This window comes from Streptomyces cacaoi (assembly GCF_006539165.1).
Classification (GTDB): Bacteria; Actinomycetota; Actinomycetes; order Streptomycetales; family Streptomycetaceae; genus Streptomyces; species Streptomyces cacaoi.
On the sequence record NZ_BJMM01000088.1, the window covers coordinates 1 to 14514 of the forward strand.

At 72.5% G+C, this 14514-nt stretch carries 14 protein-coding genes; 7 read left to right on the forward strand and 7 right to left on the reverse strand.

Annotation, left to right across the window (positions count from 1 at the left end; all coding sequences use genetic code 11):
* Nucleotides 1-69 precede the first annotated feature (69 nt).
* The 7 genes from SCA03_RS33365 to SCA03_RS33395 all read right to left on the reverse strand — a co-directional run bounded on the left by SCA03_RS33365 (nt 70) and on the right by SCA03_RS33395 (nt 6628).
* Nucleotides 70-1251, reverse strand: coding sequence for a selina-4(15),7(11)-diene synthase (locus SCA03_RS33365; RefSeq protein ID WP_086818176.1), 1182 nt, complete (start codon nt 1249-1251; stop codon nt 70-72).
* A gap of 497 nt (nt 1252-1748) precedes the next feature.
* Entirely contained in the window at nt 1749-2378 is a 630-nt protein-coding gene (locus SCA03_RS33370) for a GTP-binding protein (RefSeq protein ID WP_030887590.1), read from the reverse strand.
* The gene (locus tag SCA03_RS33375; RefSeq protein WP_030887594.1) at nt 2359-2706 is read right to left on the reverse strand and encodes a DUF742 domain-containing protein; all 348 of its coding nucleotides are present in this window, start codon (nt 2704-2706) and stop codon (nt 2359-2361) included. Before SCA03_RS33375 ends, SCA03_RS33370 begins: the two co-directional genes overlap by 20 nt.
* Entirely contained in the window at nt 2703-3107 is a 405-nt protein-coding gene (locus SCA03_RS33380) for a roadblock/LC7 domain-containing protein (protein ID WP_030887596.1), read from the reverse strand. The genes SCA03_RS33375 and SCA03_RS33380 overlap by 4 nt, the downstream gene beginning before the upstream one ends.
* Nucleotides 3108-3110: 3 nt before the next feature.
* On the reverse strand, nt 3111-4739 hold the full coding sequence (locus SCA03_RS33385; RefSeq protein ID WP_086818177.1) for an ATP-binding protein: 1629 nt from the start codon (nt 4737-4739) through the stop codon (nt 3111-3113).
* 457 nt (nt 4740-5196) lie between these two features.
* Nucleotides 5197-5388: a ferredoxin gene (locus tag SCA03_RS33390; RefSeq protein ID WP_030887604.1), complete on the reverse strand. Its 192-nt coding sequence runs from the start codon at nt 5386-5388 to the stop codon at nt 5197-5199.
* Between the two features lie 22 nt (nt 5389-5410).
* A complete protein-coding gene (locus SCA03_RS33395) occupies nt 5411-6628 on the reverse strand; it encodes a cytochrome P450 (RefSeq protein ID WP_030887605.1) in 1218 nt (405 codons plus the stop codon).
* Nucleotides 6629-6738: 110 nt separating this feature from the next.
* Here SCA03_RS33395 and SCA03_RS33400 point away from each other — a divergent pair, with 110 nt between their 5' ends.
* From SCA03_RS33400 to SCA03_RS33430, 7 genes are all read left to right on the forward strand, one after another.
* Nucleotides 6739-7383: a TetR/AcrR family transcriptional regulator gene (locus SCA03_RS33400; protein ID WP_030887608.1), complete on the forward strand. Its 645-nt coding sequence runs from the start codon at nt 6739-6741 to the stop codon at nt 7381-7383.
* A gap of 173 nt (nt 7384-7556) precedes the next feature.
* On the forward strand, nt 7557-8828 hold the full coding sequence (locus tag SCA03_RS33405) for a hypothetical protein (RefSeq protein ID WP_141275844.1): 1272 nt from the start codon (nt 7557-7559) through the stop codon (nt 8826-8828).
* 160 nt (nt 8829-8988) lie between these two features.
* Entirely contained in the window at nt 8989-9354 is a 366-nt protein-coding gene (locus tag SCA03_RS33410; protein ID WP_030887611.1) for a WXG100 family type VII secretion target, read from the forward strand.
* A gap of 67 nt (nt 9355-9421) precedes the next feature.
* Complete coding sequence (locus tag SCA03_RS33415) at nt 9422-9736, forward strand: WXG100 family type VII secretion target (RefSeq protein ID WP_030887613.1); 315 nt, start codon at nt 9422-9424, stop codon at nt 9734-9736.
* Between the two features lie 121 nt (nt 9737-9857).
* Entirely contained in the window at nt 9858-11204 is a 1347-nt protein-coding gene (locus SCA03_RS33420; RefSeq protein ID WP_078873859.1) for an EsaB/YukD family protein, read from the forward strand.
* Nucleotides 11205-11271: 67 nt separating this feature from the next.
* The gene (locus SCA03_RS33425; protein WP_086815661.1) at nt 11272-14067 is read left to right on the forward strand and encodes a right-handed parallel beta-helix repeat-containing protein; all 2796 of its coding nucleotides are present in this window, start codon (nt 11272-11274) and stop codon (nt 14065-14067) included.
* 88 nt (nt 14068-14155) lie between these two features.
* Nucleotides 14156-14479: a WXG100 family type VII secretion target gene (locus SCA03_RS33430; RefSeq protein ID WP_030887620.1), complete on the forward strand. Its 324-nt coding sequence runs from the start codon at nt 14156-14158 to the stop codon at nt 14477-14479.
* Nucleotides 14480-14514: the final 35 nt, after the last annotated feature.

Consider the following 14514-nt stretch of genomic DNA (forward strand, 5'->3'; position numbering starts at 1 on the left):
CGGGTGCCCGGCACCGTCGGAGGAGGTGCCGGGCACCCGCCCGGGGTCGGTGGCCCGGTGGCCGTGGGGTCAGGCGTAGGAGCGGTGGGGGGTCTGGCCGGTCGTGACGGGGTCCCGGAGGGGGAGGTGCGGGACGTCGAGCGTGCCGTTCCGGTCGTCGGCGGCGGGGGCGGGAGCCGTGTGCGCGCTCTCGTCCGTGCCGCCGTGCACCAGCTCCCACCACCAGGCGATGGCGGGGATGGCCAGGGGCTCGGTGCTGTCGTCGGTGGGGGTGTCCCGGAACGTGGTGGGCAGTTCGGCCGGGTCGTCGGGGGTGGTGTACCGGCGGGAGGAGATGCCCCAGTCCTGTGCGGCGCGGATGAAGGACGTCACGCTCGCGAGGTACTGGCGCAGTTGGGGGCTGCCGGTGGCGGACAGCCGCTCCCGCAGCCGCAGGAACAGGCACATGACACGGTCGCGTTGGGCGACGGCGGTGTCGAGCGCCCGGGCCGGGGTCATCCCGTGGTGGTGTTCCAGGACGCGGAGCACATTGAGGTAGTACTGCGGGGACCGGGACTCCTTGTGGTAGGAGAACAGGTCGTTGTCCCAGGTGATGATGAAGTAGGCCATCTCGGCCGCGGCCCGTACGGCGGTGCTGTCCCGCTCGTGCGGCTGGAGTTCGTAGCCGTGGCCCATCTCCAGCAGCGGCATGACGACGGAGGTGGCGCCGTCGTACAGCCGCATCAGGGTGTAGTCGTTGAGGTCGGGGACGGTGCCCTTGCTGCGGTGCGACGCCTCCCACACCACGGAGAGGAAGTACTCGCGCAACGCGTCGACCCAGCGGGCCACTTGGCCGGGTGTTCCGTGCCGGCGCATGCGGCGGTGCAGGTCGCGCAGTCCGGCGGCGAGGGAGTCGTCGGTGAGCATGTCGGCCTCCGGGTTCTGCGCTATGCGCAGCAGCCGGGAGAGCACGGGGACCAGCGCCCCGGGGTCGGCGCCGAGTTCACCTTCCTCGCAGTGGCCGTCGTCGACGCCGAAGAGCCACAGGACGAAGTCGGCGAGGAGCGAGATGACCTCTTCGTTCCCGTCGGGGAGGATACGGGCGGCGAAGGTGCCGATGTCGTGGCCGATGAGCTTTTCCCGCAGCTCGGGTGAGCCGATGCCGAAGTCCTGTGCCCAGGCGGCGGTCTGCTGGTCTATCAGCGCGTGCCGGGGATGTATGGCGGGGGGAATCGGAGAATAGACGGGCGGGACCAGAACCCCGTGCTCCACTGTTGATCACCTCAGTCGTCCTGCGGCCTGACCGCGTTCGTGCCCGAAGGCCGGAGAGGGCCCGTCGGCGACACCGGGAGGGAACCCGGTCGTCATGCCGCGCACACGACAATCGGCTGTCGGCCGCCGGCGCGGGGAGCGAACCGGCGGACGGCAGAGGGGAATCGGCGTGATGGACGCGGTCGACGGATGGTCACAGCCCTCTACGGCTCATCTGTGTCCACTGCAACAACAGCCTATTCACGCCACAAGGGCCTCAGTGGCACCCGCATGGCACATTTCCCGCACAGATGCCGACACCCTTCCCGTCCATACCGCGACGAAACGGGCATATATCGGGCAGGAGTTCACACCGTGGGCGCGTGCCGTGCACGCGCCGATGGCGAAATGTGGTCCTTTCGTTACGGACGGCTCGGGGCGGCGGCCCCGACGCGGGGGGCATGGCCGACGCCCCGTCACCACCCCGCTCGGCGGCGGGAGTTCGACGGGGCGCCGGGTCAGGAGGTCTGCGCCGTCTCCGTCCGCGTGGCCAGCGCATACAGGTAGCGCATCAGGGCCAGCAGCACTTCCTTGCTGGACTCCCGGCTCCGCGCGTCGCAGTGCAGCAGCGGCACGGCGTCGGGCAGGTCCAGCGCCTGGCGGAGCTCCGCCTCGGAGTAGGTCGGCGCCTCGTCGAAGGCGTTGACGGCCACCACGAAGGGCGTGTGGGCCTCCTCCAGCCGGCCGAGCACGTCGAAACTCGCCTCCAGCCGGCGGGTGTCGACGAGCACCACGGCGCCCAGGGAGCCCTCGAACAGGCCGTTCCACAGGAACCAGAAGCGCTGCTGGCCGGGGGTGCCGAAGACGTAGAGGACCATCTCGTCGTCGATGCTGATGCGGCCGAAGTCCATGGCCACGGTCGTCATCCGCTTGCGCTCGACGCCTTCGAGGTCGTCGACGCTGACGCTGGCCTGCGTCATCGTCTCCTCGGTCGTCAACGGCCTGATCTCGCTCACCGAGCGGACCAGCGTCGTCTTGCCGACGCCGAAACCGCCCACGATGACGATCTTGACCGCGGACGCGGTCGACGACGGCAGTGCGTCCTCGCTCCGCGGCCCTGTCACCGTCTCAGAGGTTCTGGAGGCCATGGATCACCGCCTTGATGATGTCGATGTCGGGAAGGGACGGGGCCGGTGCCCTGGCTTCCACACGGTCTTCCGCCAGGAGGTCCGCGAGCAGCACGGTGACGATGCTCACCGGGAGTCGGAGGTGCGCAGAGATCTCCACGACGGACAGCGGGGATTCACATACCCGCAGGATCTGCTGGTGCTCCGGCTGCATGCCGATCTGCGGCGGCGTGCGGGTCACGATGAGCGTGACCAGGTCGAGTCCGACATCCTCGGACCCGCTGCGCCCGCCTGTCAGGACGTACAGCCGTTCGGGGCTGCCCTCGTCCCACTCCTCGTCCGGCGTCATCGGGCCAGCCGGTCACTGCGTGGCGGGCTGGTGAGGTGGGCGCCGATCCGGGTGACGAGGTCGCGCATGTGCTGTCCGACGAGGCCCATGTCGACCCCCTCGTCGACCAGCACGACCAGGTGGGCTCCCTCTCCCGCCGCCATCAGGTGCAGGAAGCCGCCGTCCACTTCGATGACGACCATCCGCATCCGGCCGTTGCTGTGCGGGAACTCCTCGGCGGCCGCGCGTGCCAGGCTTTGCAGGCCCGCGCCGATCGCCGCCAACCGGTCCGAGGTGTCCTGCTCCTGGGGGCACTGCGCCATGCACAGGCCGTCCGAGGACAGCAGGACGACGTGGCGAGTCTGCGGGATGCTCTCCGCCAAGTCCTTAAGCATCCAGTCCATGTCGGGCTGCCGAACCATCGCTTACTCACCTTCATTCGACGACTTGTCGCTGTGTCCCTGTGTGGCAGCCGTGGCCGATCGTTGGCCGGACAGACCTTCCTGGAAGGCCCCCATCCACATCCCGGGTGCGGGCTGCTCCGCCGCCGCGTCGTGCTGTTCGGCGTGCTGCTCCTGTTGCCGCCCGGCGCTCTGCCCGGCGTACCGCTCGGCCGCCCGTGCGGGAGCGGGTACTGCGCTGGTGTCGCGGGCGGCCGAGCGCGCGCCCGCGCGGCCCCGGCGGCTGCGGCGCTGCGGCAGTCCGCTGGCCGTCCGCTCGGTGACCTCGGGGATCTCCTCGTCCATCCGCTCCTCCTCCCCGAGGCCGGCGGCCGACGGCGTGTGGTGTGCGGCCGACGGCGCCGGACGCGCCGCCGCTGCCGCGGGCGCCGCGGGGCGGGCGGGCCGGTCGTCCGGGCGCTGGCCGGAGGCGGCACCGATGCCGTGGGCGCGCCCGCTGGCGGGCGCCGTGGTGATCGCCTCGCGCGGGACGACGAGGACCGCGCGCACGCCCCCGTAGGCCGAGGGCGCCAGCGACACCTGGAAGTCGTAGTCCTGCGCCAGGCGGCCGACGACGGTCAGACCGAGGCGCGGGGCCTCGCCGAGGTCGTTGAGGTCTATGCCCTCGCGCGCGGTCTTGAGCATGTGCTCGGCGCGTACCCGCGCCTCCTCGCTCAGCCCGAAGCCGCCGTCCTCGATCTCGATGGCGATGCCCGCGTGCACCTCGCTCGCCGTCAGATGGACGCGGGTCTGCGGGGGCGAGTAGGACGTGGCGTTGTCCAGCAGCTCGGCCAGCGCGTGGATGAGCGGTTCCACGGTGCGGCCGACGATGGCGACCTCGGCCACCGAGTGGAGGGACACCCGCTGGTAGTCGGCGATCCGGGACATGGCGCCGCGCAGCACGCTGTAGACCGGGACGGGCCGGCTCCACTGCCGGCCGGGGCGGGCCCCGCCGAGCACCGCGATGGTGTCGGACAGCCGGCTGATGAGCGCGTTGCTGTGGTCCAGGCGCAGCAGGTCGGCGAAGAACTCGCCGCTCTTGCCGTGCCGTTCCTCCATCTCGCGCAGGTCGGTGGCCTGCCGGTGGACGATGGCCTGCACGCGGCGGGCGATGTTGACGACACCGCGCTGTGCGGAGTCACGCAGCGACTCCTCGGCGGAGACGGCCTCGACGACCGAGCGGAGCAGCTCGCGGTGTGCCGCCTCGAAGTCCGAGCCCAGCCCGGTGCCCGGGCCGTAGGAGGCGAGGGAGTGCACCACGTTCTCCGCGAACTCGCCCCGGCGCAGCTGCTCCACGGCCTGCGGGAGCCGTTCCTTGGCCAGCTGGACGGTCGCGGCCTCCTGGAGGCGCAGGTGCTGACGGAGCATCTCCTGGTGCTGCGCGTACTCGGTCCGCAGCGTCGCCAGGGCCCGGCTGCGGCGGACGAGTTCACCGCTCACGAGGGCGACGGCGACGGTGCCTATGAGCCCGCAGAGGAGGACCGCCACCCGTGCGTCGTCGGACACCTGGACGGTCGCGGCGGTCGTGGCGGCGGCCATGGCGAGCGTGGGCAGCCACCACAGCCACAGAGGGGCGGACCGTTGACCTCCGGGTGATGATCCCGTGCGCATCATCAGCGTCCTCACATCGTTCGACAGACTGAGCAAAGGGGCGATGGGGGGAGCGACGAGTCCACTTCCGGTCCTTTGTGCGGGTTCGTCCCGTGTGCCGGGACCCCGCGGCAGGACAAGACGTGACCGGGATACGACCGGGGAACTCAGTGAGGCTCCGTCATGCCGAGGCTGACGCAGCATAACCAGTAACGATCAACGACTGACAAAGAGGCCGTGTTCAGGGGCACTTTGCCGGGGGTGCGGACGGGTGCGGGGAGCGCGCGCGGCGGGGGCGGCGCCCGGCGCCCGGCGCCCGGTACCGGATGTCCGGCCGGAGGTGTCCGCGGTCTCCGCCCGGGGGCGGGCAGCCCGAAGGCCCCGGTGGGCGGGGGCGGTGTGCCGCCCGCTCACCGGGGCCCGGTGTGGGGAGTGCGTGCCCGTGGACCGCCGCGGTCCGGCGGGGTCCGTGGCGGGGCCGTTACTCCGTGATCCGCACGGCGCCCGAGGGGCAGAGGCTGCCGGCCTCGCGCGCCGCCGCACGGGCGTCCTCGCCCGGTTCGGCCGCCAGGACGGTCACCACGCCGTCCTCGTCCTGGTCGAACACCTGCGGCGCTGTCAGGGCACACATACCGGCGCCCACGCAGACCTCCCTGTCGGCCGTCACACGCATGACTGCTCCTTTCCTCGATTCCTCACCAGGTGACCGGAAGTTCGTTGACGCCCTGGATGGTCGTCGCGGGACGCAGCGTCAGCTCCTCGACGGGAGCGGCCAGCCGGAGCGTCGGCAGACGCGTCAGCAGCGCGTCCAGGATGATCTCCAGTTCCAGGCGCGCCAGGTTCTGGCCGAGGCACTGGTGCACGCCGTAGCCGAAAGCGAGGTGGTTGCGGGCGCCGCGCCGGACGTCGAAGGTGTCCGGGCCCTCGAAGACCGAACTGTCCCGGTTGGCGAGGGAGCTGGCGACGATGACGCCCTCGCCGGCCCGGATGAGCTGTCCGTCGATCTCGATGTCGTCGGTCGCGACGCGCGAGCCGACGAAGTCGGCGATCGACAGATAGCGCAGCAGTTCCTCGACCGCGCCGGGGATGAGCGAGCGGTCCTCCCGCAGGGCGGCCAGCTGTTCGGGGTGTTCCAGCAGGGTGATGACGCTGAGCGAGGTCATCGACGCCGTCGTCTCGTGGCCCGCGACCAGGAGCAGGATCGCGGTCGCGACCAGTTCCTCGCGGTCGATGGTGCCCGGCTCCAACTGCTCGGTGACCAGCGTCTGGAGCAGACCGGACCCCGGGTTGCGGCGCAACTCGTCGACCAGGCCGCCCAGATACTCCTCCAGCTCGTCCCGCGCGGCCCGGGTGCCGGCCGCGTCCGGCGACTGGATGAGCCGCCTGCTGGCGTCCTGGAAGAAGTCGTGGTCGGCGTAGGGCACCCCGAGCAGCCGGCAGATGACCATGGAGGGCACGGGCAGCGCGAACCGGGTGACCAGATCGGCGGGCGGTCCGGCGGCGATCATCTCGTCCAGGAAGCCGTGCACGATGCTCTCGATGTCCGGCCGCATGCCCTTGATGCGCCGCACCGTGAACTCGCTGATGGTCATGCGCCGTCGGGGGCCGTGCTCGGGCGGGTCCAGCCCGATGAAGGCGGGCCGCCGGTCCCGGAAGCCCTTGATGCGTTCCGAGGTGGCGGGGAAGCCGGGGTGCAGCCGGTCGGAGGACATCCGGGGGTCGGCGAGCAGGCGCCGTGCGATGTCGTGTCCGGTCGCCAGCCAGGCCGTCCGGCCGTCGTAGAGGGTGACCCGGTGCAGCGTCCCCTCCTCGGCCCGGAAGGTGTCGTAGTTCTCGGGCAGTCGGTAGGGGCAGGTGCGGTCGGTGGGGAAGGCGGGGGCGCCCGAGGGGGGCGTCGTCGTGGTCTCGGTCATCGGCGTACCTCGAAGTCCTCGACGCTTAAAGAACGTTCTGTTCTCTAAACCGGAGGCTAGACTTACGCACCCGACGAATACAACGGGTGCACGACGAATGGCTGGGAGTCATGCCTCCACCCAACGGGGATCAGCCGGACCGGTCGGCCGGCGACCATCGCAGAGGTCCCAGGCGACGCGGCGAGGAACTGGAGAACGCCATCCTGGCCGCGACGCTGGCCGAGCTGGCCGAGGTCGGCTACGCCGGGCTCACCATGGAGCGGGTGGCCGTCCGGGCCCGCACCGGCAAGGCGGCCCTGTACCGGCGCTGGCCGAGCCGGGCCGAACTCGTCGTCGACGCCTGCGCGGTGCACCGCGTCTTCGACGTCGAGCCGCCCGGCACCGGCTCGCTGCGCACCGATGTGCTCACCGTGCTGCAACGCCTCTCGACCCGGCTGGCCGGCCCGCACGGCGACATCCTGCGGGGGCTGCTCGCGGAGATCGTGCGGGACCCCGGATTCGCCCGGGTCGTCCGGGAACGGATCCACGGCGCCGGCCCCGGCGCGCTCCAGCACGCGCTGCGGTGCGCGGCGGAACGGGGAGAGATCGGGGACTGGATCCTGTGCTCGCGGCGTGCCACGGTGGCCGTGGATCTTCTGCGCAACCACTACCTGCTGTACGGGGCGCCGATCCCGGACGAGGTCGTCACCGAGATCGTCGACGACGTCTACCTGCCGCTGCTGCTGGCCCCGCCGGGCAACGCCGAGGAGACGTAGAGCGGACGCGGTCCGCCTCGCCCGGCGGGCGGCGGGGCCTCCTCGGCATCCGCCGGTTCCGCCGGCCACCGCGGCCGACGGCTGTGCCCGAGTGCCCCCGGCGGCCGAACCAGGAGGCAAGATTGCGGCGCCTGCGACCGTCCGATGACGGTGATTTCCGGACACGTCACGGGATGTGGCGCCGTCAGCTCCTCCTGGCCTCCGGCGCCGCACTGCTGACCGCGGCCTGCGGTGCGGGGGAGGAGCGGCCCGACCGGGACGGCGACGAGGACGGCCACGGTGACGGGAGGTCCGGGCGCGTCCCGGCGCCGGACGGGGCGCTCGGGGCCAACGTCAACGAGGATCCGGGCGGGTTGCGCCTCGCACAGCTGCGTGCGCTCTCCGCCGGCTGGCTGCGCGGCTTCGTGCCGGTGCCGGAGGCCGACCGCGGCCCGGTGGAGCAACAGCCGTCCGTGGCCGCGCTGCTGCGGGCGCACCGGCACGGGTACGGCACCGTCCTGTCGCTGAAGTTCCCCTACCGAGACCAGGCGTTGCCCCGGCCCGGCACCGCGCGCATGGCGGCCGAGCTGGCGCGGGTGGAGAAGATCGCGCATGCCGTGCTCGGCTCGGTGGACATCCTCGTGATCGGCAACGAGCCCTTCCTGGAGAGCAGAACGGACGAGCGGGACGGGCCCGCGGTCAACCTCTTCTACGAGCACGTGGCCCGGCATCTGATCGCCTACCGCGCCCGCCGCTTCCCGGAGCGCTCCGGGAAATCCGCGGGCGGAGGTGCGGACCGGAGGACGGGGGAAGGCGGCGGCGCCCGGCTGTACCTGGGCGCGCTCAACCATCTGGACCGTCCCGGGCGGCGGACCGGTGCGACGCGGCGCTGGCTGGAGTTCGCGCGCCGGGAGCCGGAGATCGAGGGCGTCGACATCCATCCGCACGTCGCATCCCTCTCCGCCGCGCAGCAGTACCTCGACTACGTCGTGCCCCGGCTCCGGGACGACCAGCGGTTCCTGGCGACCGAGTTCTCCCTCGTCCTCAACTGGCGCCGCCATCTGCGCGACCGGATACCCGGCGGGTTCGCACGGCGGTACGGCGCGGACCCGGACACCCGGGTGTGGCAGGTGCTCAAGGAGGCCGTCGAGCGGCCCTTCCCGCAGGAGAAGTGGGACGCCTTCCTCGCGATGAGCCCGTGGTTCCACGAGAACCGGCACTATCTGCGCGACCAGGTGGGCAGGTTCCGTGCCACGGGAAAGCTCGCCGTGGCCACCTACGGCGTCGTCCAGGCCGAGGCGATGGTGCGGGACATCGGCCCGGACAAGCAGCCGTGGCTGCTCAACAGCCTGTACGCGAACCGGACCGTGCGCACACCCGACGGCGGGCTCCCGGGCCGCAACCGGGCGTGGTGCGAGGACTTCCGGGCGTTGCAGCGGCCACGGGACCGCCGGCCGGGCGGCTGAGCCGCGCGGGGCGAGGCCCCCCGGTTCATGCGGAACACGGTGCCCCCGTTCTGCTCAGAACGTGGTCATGTGCTGCTCAACCGGGGGCCCGGATGCCTGATCAGGGGCGAACCAATGTTTGACTGCTCCCTGCATCGAGTTGAGAGGGGCGCATCCCACCATGGCTGAAACCCCGTCGGTCAGCGTCGGCGGCGTGACCTATCGCGTGACGCCGGAGTACCTGGCCAACGCCTCGTCCAACACGGCGACGACCGCCGCGGAGATCTCCACGCAGCTGGCCGAGCTGAAGACGTACGTGACGAGCCTGGAAGCGAGTTGGCAGGGCATCGCCCACAACCAGTTCCAGACCCTGATGGCGGAGTACGACATCTACGCGCGGATGCTGCACGACGCCCTGGAGGGGATCTCCAAGGGTCTCCAGGGCAACTACATCAACTACAAGGAATCCGAGCAGCAGAACCTCAACAACCTGAGCGCGCTGGGCGAGGACCTGCCGAAGGCGCCCACGGGCACCAACTTCTCCTGACCCGGCCCGCGCGCCGGCAGCGGATGCGGGCACCCGACGTACGAGAGTCCCGGACGAGGAGCACGTCATGTCCAATATCGACGGCACACCGATCTACGTCGGTGAGGGCCTTTCCGCCGCGGGTGGCTGGCTGAACGCCAGGGCCGCGGAGGTCTCCAACGAACTCCAGGCGCTCAAGTCCCAGTTGGCGCCGCTGGCCGACGCCTGGCGGGAGAGCCAGGCCGCCACCTACTACCAGGACATGCAGAACGAGTGGGACCTGGCAGCGAACGGGCTGTTCGGCCCCGAGGGCGTGCTGGGGCGGATCGCCCAGGCCATGCACGTCAACTGGAACAACTACAGCGACGCCGAGTGGTCGAACATGTCCACCTGGCGGCACTGAGGCAGCAGGCCGCGGCGACGGTGCGTCCCCGCCGCGGCCCAGCCGTCCACCAGCCGGTCGGACCGCGGCGGGACCGCGGTCGCGCGCGGCTCGATGTCCGTGACAGAAGGATCCTGATTCCGTGCCCGATGAACGTTGCCGGGTGACCGTCGTCGGCGAGCGCAGGCGCGTCGACCTGGCGCTCCCGGCGAATGCCCCCATCGCCGAATACGCTCCCCGGCTCGCCGACCTGTGCGGCCAGCAGGAATCCGAGGCCATGCCGCAGGTGTGGACACTGGCCGAGGCGGGAGCGGGGCCGCTCGCACCGGGCGACTCGCTGGCCGGGGCGGGCGTACTGGACGGCGCCACGCTCCACCTGTGCGATTCCCGCGCCGCGGAGATCGGCGAGCTGACCGTCACCGACCTGGACGAGCAGGTCACCACGGCCCGTGCGGACGACGGCCTGTGGAACGCGCGGTCGCGGGCCCAGACCGTGGTGGCCGCCGGACTGCTGACCATGCTGGCCTCGGCGGCATGGCTCGGCGGCTTCCGGGAGGCGGGCATCGCCGCCGCGGCCTTCCTGCTGGCGGGCCTGCTGTGTGCGCTGCTCGCGAGCGTCGCGCGGCGCAAGAACTGGCCGGTGCCCGGCCCGATGCGGCAGGTGCTGGCGCTCGCCGCCTGCCCGCTGCTGATCTGCGCCGGCCTGGACACACCGCTCAACGGCTCGGTGGTCACCCCCGTGCTCGTCTCGGTGCTCGGGGTGCTGGGCGCGCTCGCCGGGGTGGTCGCGCTGCCCGCCGTCTCCACCGTCGTGCTGCTGATGATCGTCGCGCTCGGTGCGGTGTTCACCATCCCGCTCACCGTGCTGCACGCGGGCTGGACCGGGACGGCCGCGGTCGTCGCCACCGTCCTGTTCTTCGTCGCCGGTCTGCTGCCGCGCGTCACCAGCCAGATCGCGGTCCTCGTGCCCGGCGGCCCGGACACCGGCAGCGCCTCGCTGCCGGACTCCGATGTGCAGGCCGTCGTCCGCCGCGGCAACGGGCTGCTCACCTTCCTGTCCGTGTTCGTCTCGACGGTGCTCGCCGGATGTCTGCTGCTGCTCAGCGCCTCGCCCGGCGCCTGCGGGCTCGCGCTGGTCGGCTGTGTGAGCGTCGGCCTGCTGCTCCAGGCCGGGTCCGTCCGGCTGCTGACCGCCGTGGCGCCGCAGCTGGCCGCCGGTGTGCTGGGCCTGCTCGCGCTCGCCGTCCGGGTGCCCGGCTACCTCCTGGACGCGGACTTCGCCGGTGCGCTGACCGCCTTCGGCGTGGGCGCCGTGCTGGTGGGCTGCGGCCTGTACCTGGCGTTCCAGGCCGCGCTGCGGCCCGTCGAGCGCGACCGGCCCACCTGGCCGACGGCGCTCGCCGGGTTCCTCGCGGTGGCGACCGTCCCGCTGACGGCAGGCGTCTTCGGCCTGTTCGGCTGGCTGGGCGGCCTGGGAGGCGGCCTGTGACGGGACGGGTACGGCGACAGGCAGGCCGGCGCACCGCGCCGGCCCGCGGCCGTGCGGGGTACCGGCCGTGAGGGCGGCGGCGCGGCGGGTGGCGCCCGGCAGTTGGGGCGCGCACCGGACGATCGGTGCCGCGGTGCGCGGCGCCGAACCCGGGGCCGTGATCACCGTGCAGGCGGGCACCTACACCGAGAGCCTGGTGCTGGACCGGGACATCACGCTGGTGGCCAAGGGCGAGGTGCGGCTGGTGTCGGCGCGCGGCCCCGCGGTCACCGTGCACGGGGGCCGCGCCGAGCTGCGCGGCTTCGTCGTCGCGGCGGCCTCGCCCCGGGAGGCCGCCGTGCTGGTGCGGGCCGGTGAACCGGTGCTGCGCGACTGCGAGATCGCGGGTGGCCGGGTCGAGGTGTCGGGCAACTCCGCGCCGCTGCTGGCGGACTGCGCGGTGCGCCGGGCCGAGGGCGTGGCCCTGTGGCTGTCCGGCGCCAGCAGGACCGTCGCACGGAATCTGACGGTCGGCGACTGCACCGGGGACGGGATCCTCGCCGACGACGAGGCGCGCGCCGAGGTCACGGACGCGCTGTTCGACGGCGCGACGGGCACCGCCGTCGTCCTCTCGGCCGGTGCCCACGCCACCCTCGACCGCTGCGAGATACGCGGCGGCGGCGTCGCCGGGCTGCTGGCCGACGGGCACGCGACGGCCGTACTGCGCGAGAGCCGGGTGCACGCCACCGCCGGACCGGGCGTCTGGCTGCGCGGCACGGCCGGACGCAGGCAGGGCACGTCCGCGGAGAGCACCGAGCAGGCCGAGGCCGGGAAGGCCGAGGCCGGCCGGACCGGGACGAGCGAGAAGAGCGCCGCGGCGGGGGCGGCCGAGGACCGGCGGGGCGTGCGGCTGCGCAACTGCGAGATCTACCGCACGGCGGGCGCCGGGGTGGTGGCGGAGGGCGGCAGCGCCGTGCTGCTCGACGGATGCCACGTCCACCACACCGCCGGGGCCGCCGTGCTGGTCACCGCGGAGGCCGCGGCCCGGCTGGACGAGGTGCGCGCCGTGGACTGCGAGGACACCGCGCTGGTGGTCTCCGGTACCGGCTCGGCGACGGCGCGGGAGTGCACCCTGGCCAGGACCGGCGCCAACGGGCTGTTCGCGGTGGGGGAGTCGGAGGTGTCGCTGGCCTCCTGCACCGTGCAGGACACCGCCTACACGGCCGTGCACCTGGGCGGCGGCACGCGGGTGCGGGCCGACGCGTGCACGGTGAGCGGCACCCCCGAGTACGGGCTGCGGGTCACCGAACGGGCCGAACTGCTCGCCGCCGACTGCGAGATACGGGAGGCGCAGCTGGCCGGGGTGAGCGTGGACGGCGGCGACGCCGCGCTGCGCCGCTGCCGGGTGAGCGGCACCGGCGACGGTGTCGTCCTGCGCACCTCGCACCGGCCGCTGCTGGCCGACTGCGAGATCTCCGCGGTGTCGGGCACCGGGGTGCGCATCGGCCGGGACACCGGCGGCGTGCTGGACGAGGTGACGGTGGCGGGCAGCGGCTCGTCCGGGATGCTCCTGGAGGAGGGCAGCACGCCCGTCGTGGACGGCGGCGCGCTGCGTGAGGCGTCCGGCAGCGGCCTCGTCGTACGCCCCGGCGCGCGGCCCCGGCTGCGCGGTACGACGGTCGAATCGGCCGCGAAGAACGGCGTGTTCGTCGAGGAGGGCGGCGTCGCGACGCTGGAGGACTGCCGTATCGCGGGCAGCGGCTTCCCCGCCGTCTACGCGGGGGCCCGCTCCCGGGTGGTGCTGCGCCGGTGCGCCGTCAGCGGTGCGGAGAAGGATCTGCTGCGCGACGAGGAGGCCGAGGTCTTCGCCGAGGAGTGCAGCGTCGAGGACGTGGCCGAGCCGGTGCTGCCGACCCTGGCCCCGGCCGAGGACGGCGCGCGGGTGCCGGCCGTGGCCGGTGCGGCGGGCGGCGCCCAAGGCGGCGGGGGCGGCCCGGCCGACGGGAAGCGGGGCGCGGCCGAATCCGCGGAGGAGGCCGCCGCCGCCGAGGAGCGGCTGGCCGAACTCCACCGCGAACTGGACCGGTTGGTCGGTCTGGACGGCGTCAAGCGCGAGATCGTGACGCTGACGAAGCTGATGCAGATGGTCAAGGTCCGGCAGGACGCCGGGCTGTCCCCGCCGCCGCTGAGCCGGCATCTGGTGTTCGCGGGCAACCCGGGCACCGGCAAGACCACCGTCGCCCGGCTCTACGGCGGCTTCCTCGCGGCGCTCGGGCTGCTGGAGCGCGGCCATCTGATCGAGGCGGACCGCGGTGACCTGGTGGGCGAGTACGTCGGGCACACGGCGCCGAAGACCACCGCGGTCTTCCGGCGGGCCCTGGGCGGGGTGCTGTTCATCGACGAGGCGTACTCGCTCGTCCCGCAGGGCAACATCACCGACTTCGGCTCGGAGGCCGTCTCCACGCTGGTGAAGCTGATGGAGGACCACCGCGACGAGGTGGTCGTCATCGTCGCCGGATACCCGGGCGAGATGGAACGGCTGCTGGAGTCCAACGCCGGCCTGGCCTCGCGGTTCACCCGCACCCTGCGCTTCGACGACTACTCCTCGCAGGAGCTGGTGAGCATCGTCCGGCACCAGGCCGACAGCCACGAGTACACCTTCGCGCCGGAGACCGAGGAGGCCCTGCACGCCTACTTCGAGACCGTGCCCCGCGGGGACCGGTTCGGCAACGGCCGCAGCGCCCGGCAGGTGTTCCAGCTGATGACCGAGCGGCACGCACAGCGGGTCGCCGAACTCGACCTGACGGCCCTCGACCTGGCGTCGGCGGACTCCGGCGTCCTCACCACGCTCCTTCCCGAGGACCTGCCACCGCCGGAGGCGTGAGTGCGCGGGGCGTCCACCGGGCGTGCGGGCGGGGCGACGAGGACGGCGGCAGACATTCGGGACCGTGTGAAAGGCAGGTAGGAGAGGGATGGCGGGCAATCCGGATCTCGAACACTTCCTCGCGAATCTGAGCGCGCTGGACGAGGCGATCGGCGTCGTCCAGCGGGAGTCCACGTCGATCAAGGAGACGATGGCCTCCATCGAGGCCAAGATGAAGGAGATCGGCACCGACTGGTCCAGCCCGTCGTTCATGACGTTCGACGACATGCAGAAGTGGTTCAACACCGCTCAGAACGATCTGTCGAACGTGCTGGAGGACATCCTCAACCGGATGCGCACGTCCTACTGGAACTACCACAACGCCGAGGCCGCCAACCTGAGCAACATCGGCGACGGGGATTACCGTGCCTGAGCCGCGGCACGGCCCGCCGCAGGCACCGCCGGGCG